The sequence below is a fragment of the Paenibacillus eucommiae genome, assembly GCF_017874215.1.
Taxonomy (GTDB): Bacteria; Bacillota; Bacilli; order Paenibacillales; family NBRC-103111; genus Paenibacillus_AI; species Paenibacillus_AI eucommiae.
The window spans coordinates 630,566-655,906 of sequence record NZ_JAGGLB010000001.1 but is presented as its reverse complement, the minus strand read 5'-3'; the positions used below and the strand labels follow the sequence as shown (position 1 = coordinate 655,906).

General features: G+C 46.9%; 17 protein-coding genes. 12 read left to right on the top strand and 5 right to left on the bottom strand.

The annotated features are described in order from the left end of the window. The first annotated feature begins 20 nt into the window (after positions 1 to 20). Entirely contained in the window at positions 21 to 2,711 is a 2,691-nt protein-coding gene (locus tag J2Z66_RS02195; RefSeq protein ID WP_209969382.1) for a discoidin domain-containing protein, read from the top strand. A gap of 964 nt (positions 2,712 to 3,675) precedes the next feature. Here J2Z66_RS02195 and J2Z66_RS02190 read toward each other — a convergent pair. After that, complete coding sequence (locus J2Z66_RS02190; RefSeq protein ID WP_376774354.1) at positions 3,676 to 4,443, bottom strand: phytanoyl-CoA dioxygenase family protein; 768 nt, start codon at positions 4,441 to 4,443, stop codon at positions 3,676 to 3,678. Between the two features lie 181 nt (positions 4,444 to 4,624). Here J2Z66_RS02190 and J2Z66_RS02185 point away from each other — a divergent pair, with 181 nt between their 5' ends. The 5 genes from J2Z66_RS02185 to J2Z66_RS02165 all read left to right on the top strand — a co-directional run bounded on the left by J2Z66_RS02185 (position 4,625) and on the right by J2Z66_RS02165 (position 13,610). Next, entirely contained in the window at positions 4,625 to 5,536 is a 912-nt protein-coding gene (locus tag J2Z66_RS02185; protein ID WP_245375239.1) for an AraC family transcriptional regulator, read from the top strand. A 1,164-nt stretch (positions 5,537 to 6,700) separates the two neighbouring features. Further along, positions 6,701 to 8,503: a putative phage tail protein gene (locus tag J2Z66_RS02180; RefSeq protein WP_209969376.1), complete on the top strand. Its 1,803-nt coding sequence runs from the start codon at positions 6,701 to 6,703 to the stop codon at positions 8,501 to 8,503. A gap of 83 nt (positions 8,504 to 8,586) precedes the next feature. Continuing rightward, the gene (locus tag J2Z66_RS02175; protein ID WP_209969373.1) at positions 8,587 to 9,465 is read left to right on the top strand and encodes an AraC family transcriptional regulator; all 879 of its coding nucleotides are present in this window, start codon (positions 8,587 to 8,589) and stop codon (positions 9,463 to 9,465) included. Between the two features lie 44 nt (positions 9,466 to 9,509). Next, a complete protein-coding gene (locus J2Z66_RS02170) occupies positions 9,510 to 12,278 on the top strand; it encodes an S-layer homology domain-containing protein (RefSeq protein ID WP_209969371.1) in 2,769 nt (922 codons plus the stop codon). A 414-nt stretch (positions 12,279 to 12,692) separates the two neighbouring features. Next, positions 12,693 to 13,610, top strand: coding sequence for a VanZ family protein (locus J2Z66_RS02165; RefSeq protein WP_209969369.1), 918 nt, complete (start codon positions 12,693 to 12,695; stop codon positions 13,608 to 13,610). 47 nt (positions 13,611 to 13,657) lie between these two features. On the opposite strand, the gene J2Z66_RS02160 is transcribed toward J2Z66_RS02165, so the two are convergent. After that, the gene (locus J2Z66_RS02160) at positions 13,658 to 15,079 is read right to left on the bottom strand and encodes an MFS transporter (protein WP_209969366.1); all 1,422 of its coding nucleotides are present in this window, start codon (positions 15,077 to 15,079) and stop codon (positions 13,658 to 13,660) included. A gap of 118 nt (positions 15,080 to 15,197) precedes the next feature. Continuing rightward, positions 15,198 to 15,653, bottom strand: coding sequence for a MarR family winged helix-turn-helix transcriptional regulator (locus J2Z66_RS02155; RefSeq protein WP_209969363.1), 456 nt, complete (start codon positions 15,651 to 15,653; stop codon positions 15,198 to 15,200). A 209-nt stretch (positions 15,654 to 15,862) separates the two neighbouring features. Between J2Z66_RS02155 and J2Z66_RS02150 the strand changes: the two genes are divergently transcribed. Then, on the top strand, positions 15,863 to 16,978 hold the full coding sequence (locus J2Z66_RS02150; RefSeq protein WP_245375238.1) for a GGDEF domain-containing protein: 1,116 nt from the start codon (positions 15,863 to 15,865) through the stop codon (positions 16,976 to 16,978). Here J2Z66_RS02150 and J2Z66_RS02145 read toward each other — a convergent pair. Next, positions 16,975 to 17,364, bottom strand: coding sequence for a hypothetical protein (locus J2Z66_RS02145; protein WP_209969360.1), 390 nt, complete (start codon positions 17,362 to 17,364; stop codon positions 16,975 to 16,977). The genes J2Z66_RS02150 and J2Z66_RS02145 overlap by 4 nt on opposite strands. Before the next feature lie 269 nt (positions 17,365 to 17,633). Between J2Z66_RS02145 and J2Z66_RS02140 the strand changes: the two genes are divergently transcribed. Further along, positions 17,634 to 18,320: an SGNH/GDSL hydrolase family protein gene (locus tag J2Z66_RS02140; RefSeq protein ID WP_209969358.1), complete on the top strand. Its 687-nt coding sequence runs from the start codon at positions 17,634 to 17,636 to the stop codon at positions 18,318 to 18,320. A gap of 69 nt (positions 18,321 to 18,389) precedes the next feature. Here J2Z66_RS02140 and J2Z66_RS02135 read toward each other — a convergent pair whose 3' ends face one another. Next, positions 18,390 to 19,283 (bottom strand): helix-turn-helix domain-containing protein, encoded by an 894-nt coding sequence (locus tag J2Z66_RS02135; RefSeq protein WP_209969354.1) that lies wholly within the window; start codon positions 19,281 to 19,283, stop codon positions 18,390 to 18,392. 119 nt (positions 19,284 to 19,402) lie between these two features. Here J2Z66_RS02135 and J2Z66_RS02130 point away from each other — a divergent pair, with 119 nt between their 5' ends. The 4 genes from J2Z66_RS02130 to J2Z66_RS02115 all read left to right on the top strand — a co-directional run bounded on the left by J2Z66_RS02130 (position 19,403) and on the right by J2Z66_RS02115 (position 25,324). Continuing rightward, positions 19,403 to 21,349, top strand: coding sequence for an ADP-ribosylglycohydrolase family protein (locus tag J2Z66_RS02130; RefSeq protein WP_209969352.1), 1,947 nt, complete (start codon positions 19,403 to 19,405; stop codon positions 21,347 to 21,349). A 590-nt stretch (positions 21,350 to 21,939) separates the two neighbouring features. Beyond that, a complete protein-coding gene (locus tag J2Z66_RS02125; RefSeq protein WP_209969349.1) occupies positions 21,940 to 22,077 on the top strand; it encodes a hypothetical protein in 138 nt (45 codons plus the stop codon). A gap of 181 nt (positions 22,078 to 22,258) precedes the next feature. Further along, a complete protein-coding gene (locus J2Z66_RS02120) occupies positions 22,259 to 23,860 on the top strand; it encodes a LamG-like jellyroll fold domain-containing protein (RefSeq protein ID WP_209969347.1) in 1,602 nt (533 codons plus the stop codon). A 42-nt stretch (positions 23,861 to 23,902) separates the two neighbouring features. After that, positions 23,903 to 25,324, top strand: a complete 1,422-nt coding sequence (locus tag J2Z66_RS02115) for a neutral/alkaline non-lysosomal ceramidase N-terminal domain-containing protein (RefSeq protein ID WP_312894336.1) — start codon at positions 23,903 to 23,905, stop codon at positions 25,322 to 25,324. Positions 25,325 to 25,341 lie beyond the last annotated feature (17 nt).

Genomic DNA, 25,341 nt, shown 5'->3' with positions numbered 1-25,341 from the left:
ATTTTTTGGAGGTATGGTATATGAGGAAGGGATTATCCGGAAAATGTATCAAAGCATTACTCAGCATGGTGCTTGGGTGTTCAGCTTTACTATTAACCGTGTCCTCGTGGCCGCAGAGTGTTCATGCGGCTGCAACCTATCTATACGCATCACCTACAGGCAGCGGCAGTGTATGTACTATTGGATCTCCTTGTTCTCTTAGCGGTGCTCAAGCTAAGGTTCGCACTTTAAATACGAGTATGACTGGAGACATTATCGTTTATTTACGTGGCGGGACTTACAGCTTATCCTCAACCCTCCAGCTGACTCAGCTGGATTCCGGGACAGGAGGCTATCAAGTCATTTATCAAGCCTATCCAGGAGAAAAACCTGTACTAAGCGGCGGGCAAACCATCACAGGCTGGAGCCTGTTCGATAGCGGGAAAAACATCTACCGTTCTAATGTCGGCACAACCTTGAATACACGGCAGTTGTATGTGAACGAGGTTCGCGCAACAAGAGCACGAGGCGCTCAAAACCCTGTAGGCTTCACGAAAACCTCTACAGGGTTTACGGCTCCAGATACCAGTATGTCTGGCTGGGGAAATAAAAGCAGTATGGAAATAGTAGGCTTTAATTCTTGGAAAAGCTTCCGCTGCCCAGTGTCCTCGATATCTGGAACAGCCATTACTATGCAAAACTATTGCTGGAACAACTCGCAGCTAAGTGATACTCCCAGCTTGGACTCGGTTGGCTGGATTGAAAATGCCTATGAGCTTCTGGATGCAGAAGGGGAATGGTATTTAGACCGGTCAGCCGGATACTTGTACTATAAGCCGCTTACTGGTGAAGATATCGCTTCAGCCATTGTCGTTGCACCGACCTTAGAGACACTGGTCAGTGGCACGGGGACGCTGGATACACCGCTTCAGAACGTGCAAATCAAAGGTCTTACCTTTGCCTATGCCACCTGGCTGCAGCCGAGTACTAGCGATGGCTATGTTCCGCTTCAAGCGGGATTTACCTTCACCGGATTAAATGATGCTGCTTCCCAATACTTAACGAAGGCGCTGGGAAATGTAACTTTTCATGCGGCAAAATCAGTCAGATTGGAGCGAAATACCTTTGTTCATTTAGGTGGAGCGGGCCTGGTATTTGAATATGGCAGCCAGAACAATACCATTGTTGGTAATGTGTTTAAGGATATTTCTTCCAGTGGAATTCTGATCGGCGATGTTACGCCAAGCCATGTCAATCCTGCGGACAGCAGGGAGCGCAACTCTTATAACACGATAGCGAATAATTACATTACGAAGGTAGGGGCGGAATATTTTGATGCGGTGGGTATTTTTGGCGGCTATACGAGCTACTCAACCATTACCCATAATGAACTGGCTAACCTGCCCTATTCAGGGATTTCCCAAGGCTGGGGCTGGGGGGCCAACTCATATGCGCAAAACAATCAAATTACCAACAATTACATTCATGATGTGATGAAAGTACTCGGCGATGGAGGAGGCATCTATACATTAAGCGCTCAGCCAAATTCAACAATAAGCGGAAATTATTTGCGGCATATGTATGGTTCTTATGGGGGCTGGGGGATTTATCCGGATGAGGGCAGCGCTTATTTGAATATCAACAACAACGTCGTTACAGAAACTGGAAAATGGATTTCGATGTGGACACTTTCGATTCATGACAACACCGTTCAATATAATTATTCAGACACTGCGAATATGACTAGCATATGTACAAATTGTACGGTCAACAATAATACAACCGTTACTAACGGAATTTGGCCAACTGCAGCACAAACGATCATGAGCAATGCTGGACTGGAGTCCGCCTATCAGGATATCAATCCACCACCGGCAGTAAGCGAAAATCTGGCGTTAAACCAGCCGGCAACTGCCTATTTCTCGGATGGAATCACAGCCACCATGTGGTCTGGATTTGAGGCAGCAAAAGCCGTTGACGGCAACGAAGCTACGCATGCACTGGCAAACGGTCAACACATCTGGAAGCTGCAGGTAGACTTAGGCTCCAGTCAAAGCATTGGCAGAATTGTTGTGAAAATGCCAGCGACGCTGTATGCCACGGCCTTTAATATTCAGACATCGACGGACGGGAACACCTTCACAACGGTCAAACAAATAACCGGATTTAATTCGGGTACAAGTGATAACATGATCACGGTGAGAAAAGCCAGATACGTCCGGGTCGTCGCTGTAACTCCGAATGGTCCCTCCCAGACTGGGTTACAAATGGCCATATCCGAATTGGAAGTGTATCATCCGGCGCCCACACAGAATTTGGCATTCAACCAGGCAGCCACCGCATATTTCTCCGATGGAAGCACAGCCACCATGTGGTCGGGATTTGACGCAGCCAAAGCGCTCGACGGAAACAGCACTACGTATGCGCTGGCGAACGGTCAGCATGTCTGGAAGCTGCGGGCCGATCTGGGATTCAGCCAAGCCATTAACAGAATTGTAGTGAAGATGCCAGCAGCTCTGTATGCTACTGCGTTCGATATTCAAACGTCGACAGACGGGTCAGCCTTTACAACCGTCAAACAAATAACGGGATTTACTTCGGGTACGAGCGATAATACCATCACGCAGACCAATGCCAGGTATGTCCAGGTGGTCGCTGTGACCCCGAATGGTCCCTCCCAGCCCGGTGTGGAAATGGCGATATCGGAATTGGAAGTATATTTGGTTCAATAGCTGTTGAGTTGAATGGAATTGAGTTAGGTTGAGTTGTGAGTCGCCATTACACGCTGTATTGGATGCATACAGGGTGCGATGGCGGCTCTTTACCATGACGACCCTGCCTCCGCAAATTTAGTGCCGGGGACAGTTGTATTAGGATTTGGGTTTTTCTGAGATATGTACATAGACAGGAATAAGAGCTCAACCTGCTATTGGGGCAGAAAGATTCATAAGTACATCTAAGCGTGCGATGCACTTAACGATGTTTTTGAGGCTGTCGATTAACTGTGTACAACTCAAAACGTTTACTGAAATCGATCAAAACTTGCCACTTAAACCTGTTTAAATCGACTTTTCGGGGTGAAAAGCGACGTTTTTCTCACAAAAAATTGATTTTTAGAGGTTCGTATTTTTAATCCACAGTTAATCGACAGCCTCTTTTTCATCGTTAAAGTAAGTGTTCCAGGTCAATCCGTCACGTTAATGATGATTTTCATCGTTAAAAGAGGGCAGATGGCCTCTCAGGGTAGTTAAAGGGATTTTTACGATGTTTTTCATCGTTAAATGAAGAATAAGGAGAGGACCCAGTGCATTTAACGATGAAAAACATCGTTAAAGTAGCAGATCCTTCTCAGCTGCGTGCTCATCATTCCTAGCGTGAATGTTTGTTTCTGCAAGGAGCAGCGGGTAATATTTTGCCTCTGGAAGGGTTTTGCGAAATGAAGGTACTGGAAGTGGAATTCGGAACAAAAGTAGCGCTAAAAAGCGATAGAGTCCATACTTAACCCAGCGGTTATACGCGATCCGCTGTTTGCTACAGCTATGGCGTTTTTCAATCTTAGACAAAAAAGGAGATCGCCCTTCCGGCCCAATATGGTCAGGTGACAGGCGATCTTCTTACGTTCTGGCAAATAAGTATAGCGTCTGTTCTTCTTATCACTCGTCTTAGAAAGAACTATCCAATGATGTTCTCCTCTGACTAGGACTTGGGCTGGTATTCCCGGAAAATGGGGTTTTCACCGCATACCATCAAACCCTGCCCCCAGTTCACATGGACATTCTGCGTTGGAGGGTCCAACGGATCTTTATATTGAAACAATATATTCCGTCTGGGCCGCTGACTCCGGTTCACATCCGATCCGTGGATGGTCAAATAGTTGAAGAACAGCACATCCCCCGCCTTAGCCGGGCAAGGAGTGCCCATGCTGATTGGATACTGCTTGTGGTTCAAAAAATGCATGCCGACATGCTCCATCGGACCGTTCTTATGCGTGCCGGGAATGACGCGGATACAGCCATTTTCAGTATCTGAATCGTCGAGATGAACGCTGGCAGCGAGCATGGTGTGATTTTTGTGGGGAAAATAAGGGTAATCCTGATGCAGCGGGAAGGCAGCTCCTTTTTCCGGCGGCTTGACGAGCATTTTGGAGTGATGCAGCTGAACGTTTGCACCTATGATATTTTGCAGCACGGCTACCATATTGGGATGGGATAGGGCCCGGGTAAAGGCGGCGTCATGGTAGTGGACATCGTGGAAGCCTTTGAGCACCAGTTTTTTGAGCTCTTCCGGGGGCAGGTAGTCTCCCTGCCAGGTTGCGCTTTTATCCAGCTTGGCTGCTGCTGCTTTGTGGATAATAGATTCCACCGCATCCTGCATTTCCTTCACTTCTTTGGCATTAAAAACCCCTTGTACCAGCAAATATCCATTTTCATTGTAAAATTCGGCCTCATGTGCTTTAATCAACATAATCATCTCCTTATGGAAAAGCTTTTATTGCTGCTTTATATGTTATATTATAAGGATGAATTGGAGATATATCTTTGCAGGATGAAGTCATAGTTTTGTAATATAAGGACATCTCAAAATAGAAGGCGAAAAAAAGACGGACAAATTGCTTGAGATTTATTTTCGGGAGGGGTGTTCAGTGATGTTCAACAAAGCGGCAAATGATTACTTGGATGCTTATGCCCGTCATCCCGCAGGCAGTTTGGCGGCGTTTCACGTCCATTATTGGGGACATGATCCTATGCATCTTGATAATCTGGTTCATAGTCATTCTTTTTTTGAGCTTTGCTATGTGCTTTATGGGGAAGGAAGCTACTGGGAGGAAGGTGCGGAATATGTGTTAATGCCTGGAACCTTGTTCTGCTCTCGACCGCAGCACAGCCACCAGATCCGCAGCCAGAAGGGGATGTATCTGCTATTCGTCGGTTTTGAATTAATAGAAGCTGAGACTTCTGAGGAAGGAAAGCGATTGTTTGATCAATTAGCGGTAACGGCGGATATCGTGATTCACCAGTCTGGTGAATCCGCTGCGGCTCATATTTGGCGGGCGCTTATGCTCCACGCAGAAGCACCGAGCCTTACGGACAAAGAGCTATTGGGCCCCTTAGCTTATAACTTGCTGCTTTCGCTGCAAGCTTTGTTTTGTAAGAGCATGCTAAGTCCCGCGAAGCTGCCATCGCGCAGTTCTGCCGCTCAAATGCTGGTGAACCGGGCTCTGATGTTTATTCACGATAATATAGGACAGCCGTTAAGCTTGGAGGAGGTAGCCCGTTATTTGCACATTTCACCCCGGCATTTATCGCGGCTTTTCGCCAGATTCGAGCAGACTTCCTTTACAGATGTTGTGAAGCAGGAGCGGGTACGGAAAGCTGCATTTTTGCTGCAGCATTCAGCATTGTCCATTAAAGAAATTGCTGACGCTTCAGGCTTTTCTTCTGTACATTATTTTACGAAGGTGTTTGCTGAGGAGAAGGCCCAAACGCCGGGCGCTTATCGCAAAATGATGGCTGGTACGGCGGGCAGCTTTCAGCTGGATGAAAGAGATTTGTCGTAGCGTGAAAAAGGACCACTAGCCTGTCAACTTGTGGAAACCCGCTCAGAAGTAACAATTAGACGCTGCTTATTCGAACGTATCGGGTGGCAGGAAATCAAGGTAAGGAGGGATTTTCCTGGTACGGGTCCAAATGTCGATGATCTATGGCCGGCAATAGCAAAGTTAGGGTTCTTCCCCTCTATTTCTCCACTTTCGGGCTTTGTGAGATCGTGGCAGGTTCGGCACTTTTTAGCTGAGAGGGGAGGGATCAGGGGCAATGTTGTCAGGATAAGCATGCCAAATGTGTGCGCTTTTCCGCTACATTTGGCCGACTTCGGCCGCGGCAAGCATATTGTGTACGATTTTTCACCTACATTTGGCCGCTTCGGCCATGCTTAGACACATTGTAGTTGGATTTTCGCTTTCATTCGGCAGTTTCGGCTCGCGCAAGCACATTGTGGGCGGTTTTCCGCCTACATTTGCCGCTTCGGATTGGGCCTGCCTACTAATTGGGGAAATCGTTAAAGTAAGGATGTGGGGGAACTTTATGCTTTTAACGATGAAAAACATCGTTAAAGTTCGCTAAAGTAGTAGAACCTCTCTGTTGTGCCCGCTGGCGGGACCGATCTTCAGTCCCAGCGGCTTGGCCCGCGGGGAAATCTCCTTCCATCCAGAGAAAAAGCCTTGCTGGCTGTTCGTTTGAGCTTGGTGTTCGTGCGATTCGTGCGATTGTAGCTAGAGAGAGGGAAGGGCTGTGGGCGGAAGAGCGGTAGCGTCCGCCTTTAAAGATTTGTTCCTACCTCTCATCTATACCAATAAAGGGAACAAATCTTTAACAGCGGCTGGAGCCCACAGCCATTCCCTCCACAATGCACCAAATTCATGAACACGCACCTCAAAGACGCCGCAAGAGACTGTTGACAAATTACCTTATTGACGAAATTGACGTTTGAGAACCCGCATAAACACTGGGTATCTAAAAGTCATTTTTCGTAAAATTGGCTTTTGTCAACAGTCCCGCAAGGCGTTTTTCTAATTTTTGTAAGTTTGTGAAAAGAAACATTCTTCCATGCATCCGTCTGTTTTGTCCATATTATTTAAAGCAGGAATTTTGTAATGTGAGAATTATCAGATGTTAGTGAGCGTTTACATTAACGCTGAGCAAAGAATCGGGAGGAATGTGAAATGTCTGAAAAATCAGGGGAAATACAGTGTAAACAGTCAGGTACGGAGGGTGCAGCAGTGGCTAGGGAGAATCTGATCAGTAGGAGGAAATTGTTGAGTACATTAAGCATAGCTGGTGCGGCACTGGCAGCAGGAAGTGTGCTTCCAGGTGCGGCTTGGGCCGAAGGTCTGGAAGGCAATGATCGGGAGAGAAACAAGTTGAAGGACCTGCTGGATGCAAGTTTTTGCTTAGCGATAACCATCGCCGAGCTAAGGGCATTAATAAACCCACTAGCCCATTCAGTGTATTTTGTCAAAGATAAAGGTAAAGAGGGGAATTTCTATTACGATACACTTGACACGACTACGGAGGACGATGCTGCATTGACCATCGTATCGGCATCAGGCGCGAGATTCAAGCGATATATCGGGGATCAACTGAACCCGAAATGGTTCGGCGCAGTTGGAGATGGAATTACGGATGATACGGACGCTTTCAATAATACTATTAAAGCTGGTTTATCCAGCGGCATACGTAAAATGTCAGTTCCGACCGCGAAATATAAAATTACAGGTACGATTTTGGTGCCCGCAAGCTATGAAATCGAGTTGAACTGGTCTGTTATCGAAGGAGCAGGCATCGGAATCAATAATATTTTTGAAACAGCTTATGCGGATAACGGCGACATTATTTCCAATATAGGAGTGCCGGGAGATAATCAGCCCTATCGGGTTATTTGCACGATAATCCGAAATGCAACGATTATGAATTGTAACAAAGCGTTTAATTTGTGGAATTTCAATGAGGCAAGCGAGTTATCTAATTTTTATTTTTATGATTGCACATGGGCCGTTTATGCAGCCCGCTGCTGGTACAGCCGGTTCGTAAACATGTTATCCCGGGGGACGGCGAATGACGCTGCCAATGCGGTCTACTATTTCGGTCAATTCGTAAACGTGCAAAAAATAGATAGCTTGTTTGCAGTCGGCAGGAAACTTGGATTTGAATTCGCTGGAGGTGCGGATGGTCTTCTTATCCAAAATTGTTCGGCTGAAGGTTGTGTGGATGGCCTGAAGTTAACCAGCGAATGCAATGTGATGACGATTGATACTTGTTATTTTGAAGCTATATCGGGAGTTGCCATTGATTTGGGCAGCTCGGCCAAAAGGGGGATGCGCATCGATAACAACTGGTTTTATGAAGTTAACGTCGCTTGTGTGAGCGCTGCCGGACTAACAAATGGATATTTCGGACCTAACAATCGTTTGGCAAGCGGGAACTGTATCGTCGATTTTGCGGAACATACAACGAATCAGGTGACGGTTGAAATCAGTCAGCTGTATTCGATGCTCGGAACGAATCAGCCTCCGGCTATTCCTGACAATTTCAAGCTCGGCAGTAAAGTGAATGTAAGATTTATTCAATATTTGAATCAAGATTCTTCAGGTCATGCTTATTCGAAAGCGGAAGTTCATAACGGTCTGATTCCTTTCCTTTATTCTGGAAACAGTGGATCGAGTGCGGGTCAAGTTCCATTCTGTACAGTGAGTAAAAGCAATGAAGAGAATTTTACGATTCATGTGGATACGAAAATTGTTTTTCAGAATAAAACGTCTCTAGTGGCATTTCATTTAACCATTGATGATAATAACGGCAGTTATAGGCTGCAGGGTATTATATTTGGGGATATGGCCAATGATTTTGGGACTTCAGGCAAATCGATTGCTGCTGTTAATAACAATGGGTATTTACGATTGTCAATCTCCGAATTCAATCATCCGAACGGGATGTATTCATGTGAAGGAATCGTCAGAATCGTGTAATGCTAAACATCCGCTGTTCCAAGGAGAACATACTCTCTTGTCGAATACATTACACATATATGTATTCTTAAGAGGTGGGTTAGATGGCGCATGTTGATCACTATTTGTCATTTAATACGTTTTCTGACGAAGGAGAGCTATCCGTGCTGTTTGCAGGAAATGGGCAGACTGGGCCGGGTCATTCATTCGGTCCGCAAATGGTGGACTATCACCTTGTTCACTATATTACTTCGGGCAAAGGGACGCTTATTCAAGGAAATCAAGTATACGAATTAAAGAAAGGCGATTGCTTTTTCATTTTTCCCGATACGGTTGTAAGCTACGCAGCCGACCATGAGGAGCCTTGGAGCTACCGCTGGATCGGATTCGACGGAACTCACGCTGATAAGCTTCTAAGCTTTGTCGGAGTTGGAGTGGAGCGTCCCGTGGTGTATTCCATTCGTTCCCGGCGCATTCCAATTATATTTCATCAGATGGAAAAGATACTTCGCCAAGGAAATACGTTCAGCGATTTGGAAGCGAATGGCATGATGCGGATATTACTGGCTAAGCTTGCTGAGGAAATGAGACATGCCGAAAATATGAATTTGGAGCAGGCAGATGTACCGCATATCATCATCAAAACCATTCGTTGGCTGACTTTGCAATGTCATAGGTCAATCTCGATCGATAGTATGGCCCAGGCTCTGTGCTATAACCGGACATATTTGTCACGTGTTTTCAAGCAATATACCGGGTTATCGCCAACCCAATATTTGCTCAAGGTCAGGATGGAGAGGTCCTCTCACTTGTTGAGTAAACAGCTCTCAATTGAGGAAATTGCTTTTACTGTCGGTTTTTCCGATCCACTATATTTCTCTAAACAATTCAAAAAATTTCATGGGTGTACACCTACAGAATTTCGTAGAGATTTAATGAAATCAATGATGGGGAGTAAGTACAAGGATCAGAATAAGGCTTAGTCCCCATGCGATTAAATTTCTAATAAAAGGAGGAGGGGCGATCAATGAAGCTTCGAACAAATTCTTGGCTGTATAGAATAGGGGTAGGGATAATCGTGATTGCTCTGTTTACAGGTGTGATTCCAAGTCCTATATTTTTGAACATAGCAAAGGCTTCCTCGACGATTCAGGCAGGAAAAGGACCGCATGCGATCGCTGTAAATCCGGTGACTGGCAGAATCTATATGGCTAATGCCTTCAGCGATAATGTGACTGTTCTGGAAGACAGTGAAGAGGGGATGTCTTTGATAGCTACGATTGAGGTAGGAACAACCCCCAACGCCATTGCGTTGAATCCTGTGACAAATAAGATTTATGTAGCGAATGCAGATAGTCATAACGTAACGGTGATCGACGGTGCAACAAATCATGTAAGTACAGTAGAAGCGGGGCAGACTCCCTTTGCGTTAGCGGTAAATGCAACAACGAATAAGGTTTATATCGCAAACTTGGGGAGCAATACGGTGACTGTTATCGACGGTGCGACGAATAGCAGTCAAACTGAGACTGTATTAGTCGGGGAAAGTCCATTTGCAGTTGCTGTTAATGAGGCCACTAATAAGATCTATGTGGCTAATGTGGATAGTGACAATGTGACGGTGATTGACGGTTCAACTGGCACAACGCTTACTGTGCCAGCAGGGACAGGTCCCAATGCCTTGGCGGTAAGTCCAATAACAGGCAGTGTGTACGTTGCCAATTTTTTTAGTAATAATGTCACTGTAATAGATGGAACAACGGGAGGGATCTCTACAGCGGAGGTTGGGATAGCGCCAGTCTCGGTGGCAATCCATGGTGTAACCGGGAGCGTCTATGTAGTCAATACGGGCAGTAATAATGTGACGATCCTTGACCGCGAAGACCTCAATCATCCCATTACCGTATCTACGGGACAAGGATCTGGTCCTACAGGATTGGCTATCAACGAACATACGAATCGGGTCTACATTGCGAATTATGATAGCAATAGTGTTACAGTGCTTGATGGAAGCAATCATGAAATATCAACGGTGTCAGCAGGAGAGAATCCGGTTGCCGTTGCAGTCAATTCGAAACTGAATAAGATCTATGTGGCAAATTTTAATGGTGACAATATGACGGTCTGGGCGGAGGGCCGTGCTTTGGATGCGGATCTAAGCAGCCTGACGGTAAGCGAAGGAACGCTCAGCCCAGCTTTTGCTCCAGAAGTATCGGTGTATGCGATGAACGTTGGCTATTCTGCAAGCAGCATAAGCGTTACGGCAGTAACCTATAATCCACTTACAACTCTGATGATCAACGACCAACCGCAAGGAAGTGGCGTACCGCTTAGGGTGGACTTGAGAGTGGGCAGTAATATTATAAACATTACTGTTATGGCTGAGGATGGGCTCAGCATTAGAAGGTATACGTTGACCGTGACCCGTAATGGGCCTAGTGCTCCTACGCCAAATGATAAAAGTGAACCGGGATTTAATCCCACAGAATCATTGGACCCGGCAGGGGTGACGGAGGAATCGGACGGTGTGCTGCTTGGTAGTGATGCCGCAACGGTTACTACACAAACGAAGGCAAATGGAAAGACAGCTGTTGAAGTTTTACTGCGGACTGATTCGCTGATGAAGGCTTTAGAAGTTATAAAAGGCAAGCAGTTGAATGCACAAACCATTAGGCTTCCAGTATCGGGAACGGATGCTATTCGTACGGTGGGAATACCGGCCAAGGTATTTGTAGCAGGAAAGACTGCGAGACCAAATGCTGTTCTGTTAATTGAGGCAATGAATGCTGTATACAACCTTCCGTTAAATTTCCCTGAACTAGTTTCATTTTTACAGCTTCTTGGGGATGATTGGGAAGACGCGATCGTCTATGTGACGATGGAAACTATTACAGGTGCTGCCGCTGAGCAGATTAGAGGGCAAGCACTGGCAGAGGGGATCACTCTTGCAGGAGATATTCTTGAATTTACGATCATGGTGAAGAAGGGCGGCAGCGAGCAATTATTTTCTGATTTTGGAAATAAGTACATAACAAGAAGCCTTGTCATTCATGATCTGCTTGATCCTGCCCAGGCAACGGCCGTACGTATCGACCCGTTAACAGGTAAGTTATCCTTCGTGCCTTCTTTATTTAAAATGAATAACGGGATAACGAAAGTTAATATCTTTCGTACTGGCAGCAGTCTATATGCGGTTGCCCAATCTAAGAAAACTTTTGCGGATTTGCAGCAGCATTGGTCGAGAGCTGATGTGGAGCTGCTTGCTTCTAAGCTTATTGTACAAGGGACTTCCGATAGTACCTTTGCACCGGAGCTTAAAATTACTCGCGCGCAGTTCGTTAGTCTGATTGTCCGCGCACTTGGGCTGGAGGAAGTATTGCTTAATGAAGAGAATTCGGGGAACTTCGGAAAGTTTACGGATGTTAGAGGATCTGACTGGTTCGCAGGAGCGGTTGAAGCAGCGGAAAAAGCACAACTTGTCAGCGGATTTGAGGATGGAACCTTCCGTCCTAATGAAACAATCACTAGAGAGCAAATGGCCGTCGTTGTCTCTCATGTGCTGACGTATGCAGGTCAGCAAGCAGCGGTAGCGGATAAGCTTAATCCCCTGCTGACAGGGTACGAGGATAAAGCGGCGATTAGCTCTTGGGCAAGAGTCGCGGTAGCGCAAGTGATTAACTCTGGCATCATGACGGGGTTAACAGACAGCACCTTTGTTCCACAGAGCATGGCAACGCGTGCTCAGGCCGTTGTTGTCATTAAGAGGATACTCCAGGGAGCAGGATATATTAACTAATTCCGATTTGAGGCAGGCGCTGGCGAACTTTCAGGATAAATAGCTGATATAGGCGGCCGCCATTACACTCTGAATCAGGGGTGCGATGGCGGCCTTTTTGCCATAATGATCGTGCTTCCGCAATTTTAGCACTTGGGAACTTGGGACAATACTTAAGGATTTGAAATTTTCTGAGATATGTACATAGACAGGAATCCCTATCCCTACATTTGCAGCTTTTTTACTGGATTGGCACTGGTCGGTTTTTCTGACATGTACAATTTTGTAGATAGATCAGAAAAAATTTTTCTGCGATACAAGTTGAGCTCTTGCTCTTTTTCAAAATTAAGGGAATTTTAAGAAAACCTTAAGAGATTTCAATAAAATTGTTGAACGGGAGCTGATATACTCAAAGGAAAAATGAGGAATTTGAGCATGAAGCAAAGAACAATTAACGGCTTGTATTTTGTTATTAGTTTAATGTTTGTGATTTATTTGTTTGTACTGCTGCGTATTATATTGTTTAAAGGCGCACCCTTGTATCATTTATTTGGCGGTGCCGGATTAGGCATCCGGTCGCTGAATTTGATTCCTTTTGCCTCCATAGTCGATATGCTGTTAGATGCTACCCTGGATTGGATGAGGCTGGCTCAAAATCTATTAGGAAATATAGTCCTATTTATGCCTCTGGGCGTATTTCTCGCACTTCTTTATAAAAAGGCCCTTAAGAGTGTTCTGCTGTGCGGGCTGGGGCTGAGCTTATTGCTTGAAATTATTCAATTTGTTTTTATTTTGGGCAGCAGTGATGTGGATGATATCATTTTGAATGCAGCTGGCACGGCTGCCGGGCTGTACCTGTACAGGTTAATGGAGAGGTACTTCCAGCATAGAATTCAGATTCTGACGGCAGCGGCCGTGATTTTTCTTATTATGGGTGTTGCGGGCTTTGGTCTATTGCTGCAAACGAATAGCGATTTATTCAAGTATAAGCCTACGGAAAGAATTGTACATAACGAACAACTTGTCAAAGACATAGAAGGGCAGGAAGCTGCTGTAATCGGTAAAATCAAAAAGCTGGATGCAGCACAATTAACCGTTGAAAGTGTTGTTGTAACGATGAACGGAAAAGCAGAGAACAAGGAGCTGAAGGTGACCCCTGACACGAGAATCATCCTGGCTGCCGGCACTCAGGAATTCTTTTTCAGTACATTAGTGAAGGAAACGACGGATTATTCCTCTATCAGCTACGACAATTTCAAAGGCAATTTTAAATCATATGCAGAAAAAGTAGTCAAAGTATGGAGCGCCGATGGCATCCAAGCTTCTTCGATCTTGATATATACTTGGCAATAACAATTACATTGTAGAAATACATATTATCTATCGAACTATCGAGGACTTCATTGGGAGCGCCTTTTACGGTCCCGATGAATAGCGTATCCGAGCAGAGTAATAACGCCGATGCATACATACAGATTGATTTCAAAAACGGACTGATATGACGCAAGCAGCTCCGCTTGCCCTGGCTGCCCGGCCCCCCTCGGAATAACACCAAGTCCTAGCGCCGCCCCAATAACCATACCTGCATTACGGGTTAATGCAATCATGCTGCCTATTGAGCCGATATGTTCTGCAGGAGCATGCTTCATAATGAAGCTGTTATTGGGGGAGGCTATGAGTCCCATTCCTAATCCGATTAATGCGAGCACTGCAAGCACCCCGATTACAGGTAACTGTCCGAGATATAGAGCCAATAGGGCAAATCCGCTTCCCATGCCGCCTAATCCCAGGAACATAAACCTTCTGGAGCCATAACGATCGGACAAATAACCGGCAACAGGGCCTGCCAAGGCTAATGTGATTGGATAAGCGGCCAGCATGTAACCAGCAGTTGACGGAGAGAGGCCAGCGGTGCCGGATAAATAGAAGGGAATGACGACGAGAAGGGTATTGGCCAGCATGAAAGAAGCACAGCTAACGATCAAGCCGTAGGACACAGCCGAAATACGGAGAGCCCTAATCGGTAAAAAAGGAAACGTTTGACGCTGCTCCCACAGCAGCAGAATCAGAAGCGTAATGAGGGCAGCGGCGAATATGAATATCGTTTGAACAGACAGCCAACCCCACGAACTTGCATTCGAAATTCCGAAGATTACGCTACTAATCCCTACCATAAACAATAACGCTCCAACTTTATCGAATGAATCAGACCTTCTTTTTTGCCCGCCGACCGGAATGTAGCGAAATGCGAGCAAAGTGGCGGCTGCGGCAGCAGGAACATGAATTAAAAATAGCCACTGCCAGCTGAACCACTCCGCAATCCATCCCCCGAGAATAGGACCGGTCATCGCGCCAAGAGCGACGGCCGTACTGACGATACCGAGAGCCCGTCCTCTATTTTCCTTGGGCACATGCAGGGTAATCAAGGCGATATTTGTAGCTTGAAACATGGCGGCACCAACTGCCTGCACCATCCTAAGCACAAGAAGTACAGAGATATGAGTGGAAAAAGTGAGCAAGATAGAGCTGATAGTAAAAAACACATAACCGAGATTATGAATGCGCCGAAACCCGTAACGATCCCCCATCTTGCCCATTACAGGAAGCAAGGCGGTGATAACAAGCAAATACCCCGTCGTAATCCACTGCACCTTTCCCAAGTCTGTCTGAAAAAACTGTGTAAATTGAGGGAGTGAAACATTGACGATGCCAGCTGTAAAATGAGAAATAAAGGCCCCCATGCATATAGCCATCATCATAAAAAAACGATGTTTACCTGTAAAAGCATGCGCCCGATGCGGCCGAATCCCGGATGTACTCATGATGGTCACAACCTTGCTTTATAGTTTAGATACTATACTAAATAATCAAAAAAAAAATTCATGGCAGATTGGACTCTTATTGGAGGTCATATATTCTTTGTCCAACTCTAAGCCAACATTATTTTTGCAAAAAGTCGTTTAGTTTTTCGATGCAGGTTTCAAAGATTTCGATCTCCTGGTCACTCAATTGAGAGCGAAGCTCATCGTAAAATTGTAAATGTACTTCTTCGTGGGCTGTGAAAGCTTCCCTTCCTTTTTCGGTTAGTGCAATCACACTTGCTCTTAAATCAGAGGGATGCGGCGAACGCGTTACTAGTGCTTTGGCTTCGAGACGTGCGACAATTTGCGTGATGGCTCCTTTAGTAACACCGAGTCGGGCGGATAGCTCGCTCATTAGCACGCCTCCGTCAAAGCCGATAGCCTCGATCGTGTGTATTTCGCTTGGCGTTAGTGAGCCGGCATTGCCAAAGGTTTGAGGCTGTCGTTCAAGGCGGCGAAGCTGCAAAATCAGTCGGCCGAGATTGCGATTTCCTCTATTTATTTGGTTAGATTGAAAGAGTGGTTTATTTTCCATGTTCTTAGTTTAGATTCTATACTACTTGTTGTCAAGGCGGATGAATTTTTAACAACTGTGAACGCCTAAATCCTTTGCTATTTGAAAGACAAGTTGATAAACTTGAAATTGAAGTTGACATATGCAAGTTGACCTATGCATCAAATTTTTTGATAAGTTTATTTTCGATGTATACACAAGAATAAGTCTGCGAGGTGAATGCATTGAAAATGAGAAGCTTTCCAAGTCCATCCTACGCTCAGCTGCAGAGACAAACCAAATGGATCAAATGGTTTATGCGCACGTATTGGATTGTAATCGCCGTGCATTTTGCCGCGCAGCTGCTGTCATTTCTTTTACTGCCGTATCCTTCGGATGCCCATAATTTTTATTATTATATTTTGCTTTATCCGACGATTCTTATGAGCGCAGTTACCGTACTTGCCCAATATATTCAGCATGTTTCCGTCAAGTATTCCTTCTATGCCTTATTTATAGCGGGTACGATTATCTCTATGTATATTATTCATTTAAATATGGATATCCGAATCATTCCGGCAACTATACTACTGCCCATTGTGGCCTCCACCGTGTTCTTCAGGATTAACCTGACTTTATTTACGGCTGGTTTGCAAATCATAGCCTTTGGTATCCTTTACAAATGGGACCACTTGTTCAGGCTTTATCTCAATGACTTTGATTTAATTGCAATTCCCATTTTTATCATAATTTGTACCCTGGTTGCCAGCATCATCATTATCAGCGGCCGCGAGCTAGTGAATGACCTGGAAGCGACGATGATAGCCAAGCAGGAATTAATAGCCCAAAATACGATGATGTCGAAGCTGGCAAAAACAGATGCCCTCACCAGCCTGTTCAATCATATTTCTTTTCATGAGTTCTATGAGAAGGCTTTGGTACACGCGGAGAAAGGAACGCCATTCCATCTTGCCCTGATTGATATCGATAATTTCAAGAAGATCAATGACACATACGGACACAGAACTGGAGATATTGTATTATCAAAGGTTGCCCAGTTAATCAGAGACAATATGTCCCCTGCCGATATCGCTGCCCGATATGGTGGTGAGGAATTCGCCGTCCTTTTGTTCGAGCAAACGTTCGAAGAAGCCTATAAGCTGATGGAAAATATGAGAAAGAAAATTGCCCAGACCTCTCATGAGGAGCTAGGCAACAGAAGTGTTACAGTAAGCATCGGACTCAAAAGCTATTCCCCAAATGATACAAAGGTAAGCTTGTTTGAGGATGTGGACGCCTTGCTCTATGCCGCCAAGCGTTCCAGCAAGAACAAGACGGTAACACCGTTTCATCCTGCTCAATATTAGCTCATTTGTTCTACTTGTATCGTTTCCTCTTGATCATTCCATTTAATATGAAGTTTAAAATGATCTTCATTGACATATGGCGTATCAGGCGTATCTGTAGAAAACTTGCCATTTATTTTCAAGCCCTTCAAAGAGGTAGCACTACTTTCTTTGCTTGCTTGAAAATTTTTGCTGTCCATAAAAGAAAAGCTAATCTGGCTGTTTTCAGGCCCTTTTTCTTGGCCGAGATACCGGATCTGATAGGACTTTACCGTACCCGATTGATTAACCGAGCAAGTAACGGACCACGTTGCGCTTTCTCCCTTAAACTCCGTGGTTTTCGTACATCCCACCAAGCCTAATAAACTTATTACGAACAAGCTTACTATAAAAGTTCTCACTCGCATTCGCATAATCTCCTTAACCCCTATGGGCTGTTATTTTCGATTTGGTCATTCCTATATTGTAAAACTTTCCGTTTTCTCACATAACAGACTTGCGCATGGTTTTAACCCTGGGCTATGGTCTAGGAACAGGAAGCATTAGGGCCGAATTCAGCATCCAGCTGTTTGGTCGCTATCGTCTTGGCATGGTATACTATGGATACTGCTAGATCGTACGGTACCATACCTGGTTATTGAACACAGTTATTAGAAGCCAAAAAAGGATGGTTAGAATGAGCGCCCAACTATTGAAATTGAAAGAAGCTATGAGCAAGCAGGAGTCTTTTACTATAATTACTTATGGGGACAGCTGGACCTTTGGCAGTGTTGCGGAGGGGTATTACCCAGAGATGAGCATTAGTGAATCAGAGGTGATTTATGGTTCGTGGGCCGAGCAATTGAAACGCTTTTTGCAAAAAAATAATCCCAATGTCGATTTTCGCAATCAGGGTGTACCAGGCTGGCAAAGCGTTCAAGGGGCAGAAGCGTTCGACGAAAGGGTGCTTGCTTTTAAACCGGACTGTATCATTTTAAACTTTGGAATTAATGATTGGAAAAACTTCGCCAAACTAGAACAGTTCCAAGTTATGATGGAACAAATGATTATGAAATCGAAGCAGAGTGGATGTATGTGTTTGTTATGGATCAGCGGGCCGTTATCGATTAGCAGTGGAGAAACTTACGGTTGGCATTCGCCGATTCAGGATCAGGATTTTCCACATGCATTTTCGGATTTCACGGAAACTTTATATCAGCTAGCGGACAAGCATAAGCTTCTAGTAGCAGATGCCCAAAGGGATATTATTGACTTATGGGAATCGGGCACGGACTTGTCCGGCTGGTTCTACGATGCCATTCATTTTACCCAGAAAGGGCATGACAGGATATTTGAAAGTCTGAAACGAACATTATCCATGTGAAATATAATATAAACTTACATAAACATAACCGCATCCTCCTTTGGATAGCGGTTATGTTTCGTTTCGAACTCATCTACTGCGGTACTCTGAGGGCGAAATGCCTACCTTTTTTTTGAACAGCTTGCTGAAGTGGAAAGGGTCCTCCATGCCGACCTCAAGGGCGATCGTTTGTATGCTTTTATCCGTGCTGTTGAGCAAATATTTGGCTCGCTGTACTCGCAGCTGCTGGATGTACGTTCCGATGGTGATGCCTGCGTATTTTTTGAAGACGTTGCAGAGGTATTCATATTTGCGGTCGAGAGCTTCCTCCATTTCCTCTGTGGTGAGATTTCTCTGGTAATTGTTGTCCGCCATGCTAATAATGCTGCGGTAAATGACGTAGGAAGCGGGGAGTGATGTATCCTGACGGACATGCCCAAGTGAATCGCTGCTTAGCAGCTCCAGCATACTCCCCAGCAGCAGGGAAAGGCGGTAGCGGTAGTAACCTTTGGAGTGCGTCAGCTCCTGCACTAACTGCTCAAACATACCTAGCAGCTGAAACCGGTTAGAGGATCGAAAATGGCGCGGAACAATGAGCATATCCTGATGGTCCTGCCCTGTGCGGAGCTCGGCCGGGCCATGCACAGCGGGGCCATACTGCAAGGGTGGCTCTGATTCAGGCTCCTGTGCAAAATCAAACACTTCAAGCCCAGGTGAAGCGGCAAACTGAACCCAGTAAAATTCCCCAGTCATATGCTCAGAGTTCCAGCCTTTATGCTGCTCCCAAGGCTTGAGCAGAAACGTATCTCCAGCATGCAAAACAAACTTCTCATTTTCCGACTGAAAATAAACAGGACCCTCTGTGACCGCAATCAGCTCATAATAAGGGTTGTAATGCTGAAATTGGGGGAATGCAGCGCTGACTTTGTGCAAATTCGCCCATTTGATATCCAGAAAGGTGGATCGGGTCATTGTATAATACATGGCTACCACTCACTTTTTTTAGGGATAAAATGCAATGTAGTCAATGGAGTATTGGAGGACTGCTGCCTATAATGGAAGAGTGATCTAATAATCATGATTATAGAACGGAGAATGAGCCAGTGCAAAATAAATCTGAGAATCAGCTTACGCTTTATGAGCAGGAATATTATACAAAGGTCTATGGAGGGTGGCTCGGCAAAAATATCGGCGGTACGCTGGGCGCCCCGCTGGAAGGACAAATGAGTCTGCTTGATCTGACATTTTACTCCAGTCTGCCGGACGGCCCGTTAGAAAATGATGATCTGGATTTGCAGCTCGTTTGGCTGCATGCCTTGGAGCAGTACGGAGCAAGGTTGACGGCCAAGGAGCTTGGCCAGGAGTGGATGGAGCATATCTTTTTTCCCTTTGATGAATATGGTTACGCACTTACGAATTTGCGTCGCGGGTTGGTTGCTCCTGTTGCGGGCTGGTTTAACAATCCCTTTACGAATTGCATGGGCTCACCTATCCGCTCTGAAATATGGGCAATGGTCGCTCCTGGCGCTCCTGGAGTTGCGGCTTATTATGCTTATCAGGATGCCATTGTAGATCATGCGGGAGGCGAGGGCGTATATGGCGAGATGTTCTTCGCAGCTATTCAAAGCGCGGCTTTTGTGGAAAGCGACCGGGGCAGGCTGATCGATATCGGCCTTAGCTACATTCCGGAGCAGTGCAGAACCGCTCAAGCCGTCAAGGATTTGCTGCGTTGGCATGAAGAGGGGAAAGACTGGATTGAAGCCAGAGAGCTGATTCTGAAGCATCATGGTCATGATAATTTTACGGATGCACCGCAAAATATTGCATTTACGATCTTGGGCTGGCTGTATGGGGAAGACTTTGGCGATGCCATCCTGAAAGCAGTCAATTGCGGCTATGATACGGATTGTACGGGTGCTACGCTTGGTGCGATTCTAGGTATCATTGGAGGTGCAGCATGTCTGCCTGGCAAATGGGTGGAGCCTGTTGGGGACCGCATCGTCGTGAGCCCGCCGATCAAAGGCTTTCCAGCACCAGCCAATCTAGACGAGCTGACGCTTAGAACAATGAAGGCTGCTCGAGAGGTACTGGCGGTCTGGGATACGGGAGTTGCCATCGAGCCAGGAAATGGAGCGGCGGTTGGCAGCTGCAGCCAATCTTACGATCCCCGCTATTTGTGGAGACTTAGCGTTACAGAGAATCGCTATTTGCTTCCGCAGGGCTCCATTAGCAAGGATGGCTTGGAGTTGGCCATCGATTATGGACAGGAGGGTCCTTCTATAGGTAAGCAAGCTTCCAGAACCTTAGGCATTCAACTGACAAACCACTCACAGGAGAAGTGGACAGGGCGGTTAAGCTTAACGCTGCCTGCCGGGTGGTCGGGTCCTGAAGGTCAGCTTTTTGAGCTGTTACCGGGAGCTGTGCTGGGATGGTCGCCTGAGATTAGCTCCGATAACAGGGTTCAGCCTGCCTATAAGCTTTCTCTCAGCGTTGAGAGGCTGCATAACGGATTTATTTGGAACCGTGAAGAAGTATCCTTTTCGCTTGTGGCCTCCACGCACTGGACGCTTGCGGGTCCTGGCGGAGAAGAGGAGCCGGTCATTTGCCCTGGCAATCGGATCGCTTTCGAGCGGCTGACTTCATTGGAAGAGAGTGGCGAGCGGCTAGCAGCCTCAATGGACAGAGGTGATAGGGCTGATCGAGGTGAGCAGCATGAGAACGGTGGTGTCTACAGGGCATCAGCACGACTAGTCGTGCCTACGGAGCGTGACCTTCGGCTGATTGTTGCCACGGCTTCACCAGTCAAGGTCTCATTAAACGGAACGGTGCTGTGCGATGATCCTAATGTGACTCAGTTTATGCCGGCGTATCACCGTGCCCCCGCGAGCAAAGCGGCTGAGCTGAGGATACCGGCTGGAGAGCATCAGCTTGTTATTGAGGTTACGAAGCTGAAGGATTTGCCACTGGAAGTGTACGTACTGCCTGTTGCTAATGGCACTCAGATTGTTCCGGGGTCGTTTTACTATTATACGGATGTTTGGTTTGCTTAATTGTTTGTGGAAGAAAGAGTGACTGGTGAGTTGCTTGGAGAGTGCTTGGAGAGTGTTTGAGGAGTGCTTGAAGAATGAATGAAGAGTGCCTGATGGCACTCTTTTTTTGGCATAGCGCGCCTAGCCAAATAAAATCGACTGGTACATTCGAAAGAGTCTGACGCTGTTTTGGAACAAGAAACGCAATTGTCGTAAGAAGCACGGGAAGTCCAGATTAGCGGGCAATGTCGCTCAGCAATGGGGTCTGAAGAAAAGTGGGTAGTTGCCAGTGGCAAGAAAGTGGAAATCTCCCAGAAAATATTGGGATTGTGCATGTTCGATTTGTCGGCCAACTGTTATCGTAAAGGAGAGCGCAGGAGGCCGAACTGCTTCATGTATTCAATTCAGTCAAACGAGGTTGGAATAGGAGAGAAGCTGATCATGACCATACATGCACAACGGATTGGTCACAAATCGCTGGAACGGATTTGAACGATACGGCGACTTATGGCCTCCACGGCGGGGGATAAGCAGATCGATGAACTGTCGACTCGAACTTATCGCAGTATCTTAGTAAGAGAAAAGAAGGGTGGATGAACAGGGGGAGAACGGTGAATGAGCATGAATACAAAATAACTGACTATCGTTTGGGGACCGGCAAGTCGGATATTACGCCTCCCTTCGCGCTTCCGTTTGCTGGCTTCGCTCACCGCAGCGGGGATTACACTGGAGTATCCCGGCGGTTATGAAAGCAAAGATTCTTTGTATGTCTTCGGTTGCCCTTCTCCGTTTGCGCTGGTGTTAGAGGAGGTTATACACAGGACAATCCATTCACTTCTGAGTCGGCTTGATCTTATAGAAACAGCTGCGGGATGAAACGATCCTGTCCTGCAGAAAACATCCAAAAATAAAAAAAAAGGAATGATTGGGATGAAAAAAACAGGAACTGAAACAAGCAATGCGACAACAAGTCGAGTAGGGTACTGGCCGTTGAGAGAGGACAGCCATGATGTCTCGTCAAATCAGAATCATGGTCAGGCAGAAGCTGTACAATTTCTGGACGGAGCTATCTTCGATGGACAGCAATCCGCGATTGTGCTGCCGGATTCGGAACTGACAAGCGGCACCCATCCCTTCACCCTGTCGATGGAATTCGAAATTAATGATGAGCGGGGAACGCTTCCTGGAGGATTAATCAGCAGGTATATGGAAGAGCAGATGACGGGATGGCATTTATCCGCGCTCACACAAGCAGGTGTAACGACCACGCAATCGAACTGGCGGAACTTGCAGTTTGGCTGGAGCTTGCCGGCAGCGGCGGAGCAATGGCGGGATCGTGGAGCCCCGGGCAACAGCCGTATGATCTGCGCCTTATGTGTGTATGACGGATCGCTGTATGCGGGGGTGTTCGATAATGCGCGTGATAACAAAGGGCATGTGTACAAGCTTGGTGAGCATGATGAATGGATAGACTGCGGCAATCCGGATGACAGCAATTCGGTATATTCGTTAGTCGAATATAAAGGCAAGTTGTATGCGAGTACGATGCGCTACAAGGCTTCCGGATCATCTCTGCCGGAGTCGCCCAATCTGGAGCCGGGCGGTAGAATCTACCGATATGAGGGGGGGCAGACGTGGTCCTTGTTCGCTGATGTGCCTGGAACGGATAGCCTGCTATCGATGACAGTTTACCAGGGCAAGCTGCTTGTGATGTCATTCTATGCCCCTGGTGTGTATGCCTTCGATGAGGATGGCACATGCCAGGATCTGGGTGCGCCAGGGCCGGAAGGAAAGACGCGGACGATGACTATGGCTCCTTATCGGGAACGGTTGTATATTGGGTGTAACGAGTTGCAAGGCGTATATAGCCGCACGTTAGAAGAAGATTGGGTATATGAAGGCAAGGTAGAGAAATGCGACCAAGTCTATTGTTTTGCAGTACACTATAACCGTCTGTTGATGGGTGTCTGGCCGGAAGCGCGCATGCATCGCTATGAGGGCGATCAAAAGTGGAGCAATTATGGATTGATGGGTTCAGAACTGGAAGTGATGGGGATCTCCCTGTTCAACGGAAAATTGTACGGCGGCACACTACCAGGCGGTCATGTATACCGTTATACCGGCGATGAGTCATGGGTGCTGTCCGGCGTTCTGGAAGAGCCGAATCCGGATATTCGCTATCGCCGCGTATGGACAATGGCTGTATATGGCGGCGAGTTGTATGCAGGTACGCTGCCAAGCGGCAAAGTGTGGAGTTTGCGGAAAGATCCGCTTGCGACACTGGATCGTTCCGTATCAGATGGGTGGCATCGTGCCGTGATCACGTATGACCTGGAACACATCTCCCTCTATCTGGATGGAGAACTTGTCTCTTCTGCACCGATCGACCCGTCGAAGCTCAGTGACTTGAGCCCTACACCGCTCGTGCTGGGCAAAGGACCACAATCTCATTTTTCCGGAAAGATTCGTGAAGTAGAGTTGTTCGACACGGTCATGTCCAAGCAAGAAATAGCAGATTTATATCACAGGTAATGTTCAATCCGTACGATAGCCATGATTTGACGGCCGCACGCAATGGCATTGAACGGCACTGAACGGGGGAGAAGCATGAGGTTTAGCTACGCAAGTGAAACGATGACGCCGGAGCAACCGTTGTTTATGCACGGCTTTGGCCATAGAACGGGGAAAAGCGTTGGCGTGCTTGATGAGCTCTATGTGAAGGTCACGCTGCTGGAGGCGAACAAGCGACTGTTGATTGTCACGCTGGATGCGCTCGGCTCGGACATCAGCTTTGTTAACGGCGTCAAGGACGCGTTGCAGGAACGGTTTGGTCTGCAGCACGAGGATGTGCTGATCAACTTTTCGCATACGCATTACTCAGTGTTTCTAACTGGAGAAGATACTTCAAGACGGCTGCCGGGATTGTACAGCATTGCTCAGAACGGTTGGTCTGACCGAAATGACGGTTTGGACTATGCGGAGGATGTCAAGCTGTTTCGCCATATTCTCGACATCATCGTCCGTCTTGTCGACGATTGCAGCCGCAATATGATCGAAGGCGAGCTGCAGGTCGGCTCGATCCAATCCGACTTTGCCGTAAGCAGGCGCAGACCGGACGGGAAAGGCGGGGTGGAGTGGAAGCCGTGGAAGCCGTATTATGAAGGTGAGATCGACAAGGAGCTGCTTGTGCTGAAGCTGACAGATAGTGGGGGAGCAGTGAAGGGCATCTTGTATAACTACGGCTGCCATCCGACCGGCATGATGGATTACATGAAATTTTCCAACGATTTTGTCGGTCATGCGTCGAGTTTTCTTGAAGCAGAGTTTCCGGGAGCGTTCGCGATGTTTCTGCAGGGCTGCGGCGGGGAACTGAAACCACGCATGGGGGCAGACGGCGACCAGTTCCGCCCGCTGAGCTATGAGGAAATCACGGAAGCAGGCCAGGGGCTGGGGCGGGAGATTGCCGACCTGCTCCGCGTGGGCGAGTTTCGCACGGTGAACTGCGCGTTTCGGACGGCGCTTCTCGAGCCGCTGCTATATACGGAGCAGACGTCGGCTTCCTTCTACGAACCGATGGCGCACAGCGAGGATTCATCGCCATTTTATAGAGGTGCAGCCAGACGCACGATTGCGGCGATTGAGGACGGGAGCATTCAGGATCGGCTGCCGCACTACATCGCGCTGTGGCATCTGGATGCCGATACGCGGCTTGTGGCGATGGAAGGCGAAGTGTCGACCGAATATTCACTCTTAATCAAGCGGCTGCTGAAGCCTTGCACAACGCTGACGCTTGGATACACGAACGGCGTTTGCAGCTACATCCCGACCCGCAAAATGATCGCCGAGGAAGGCTATGAGGCAGCGTGCAACTTCTTCTTTAATTTACGAGGAAATTTTGTCCCCGAAATCGAGGACATCATTGTCGGGCAGATCGTAAGAGGCGAGCAAGCTTTAAGCGAACTATGCTTGCTCGATCCTGGTGTTGACCCCCTTTAGCTGCAGGTAGTTTTATT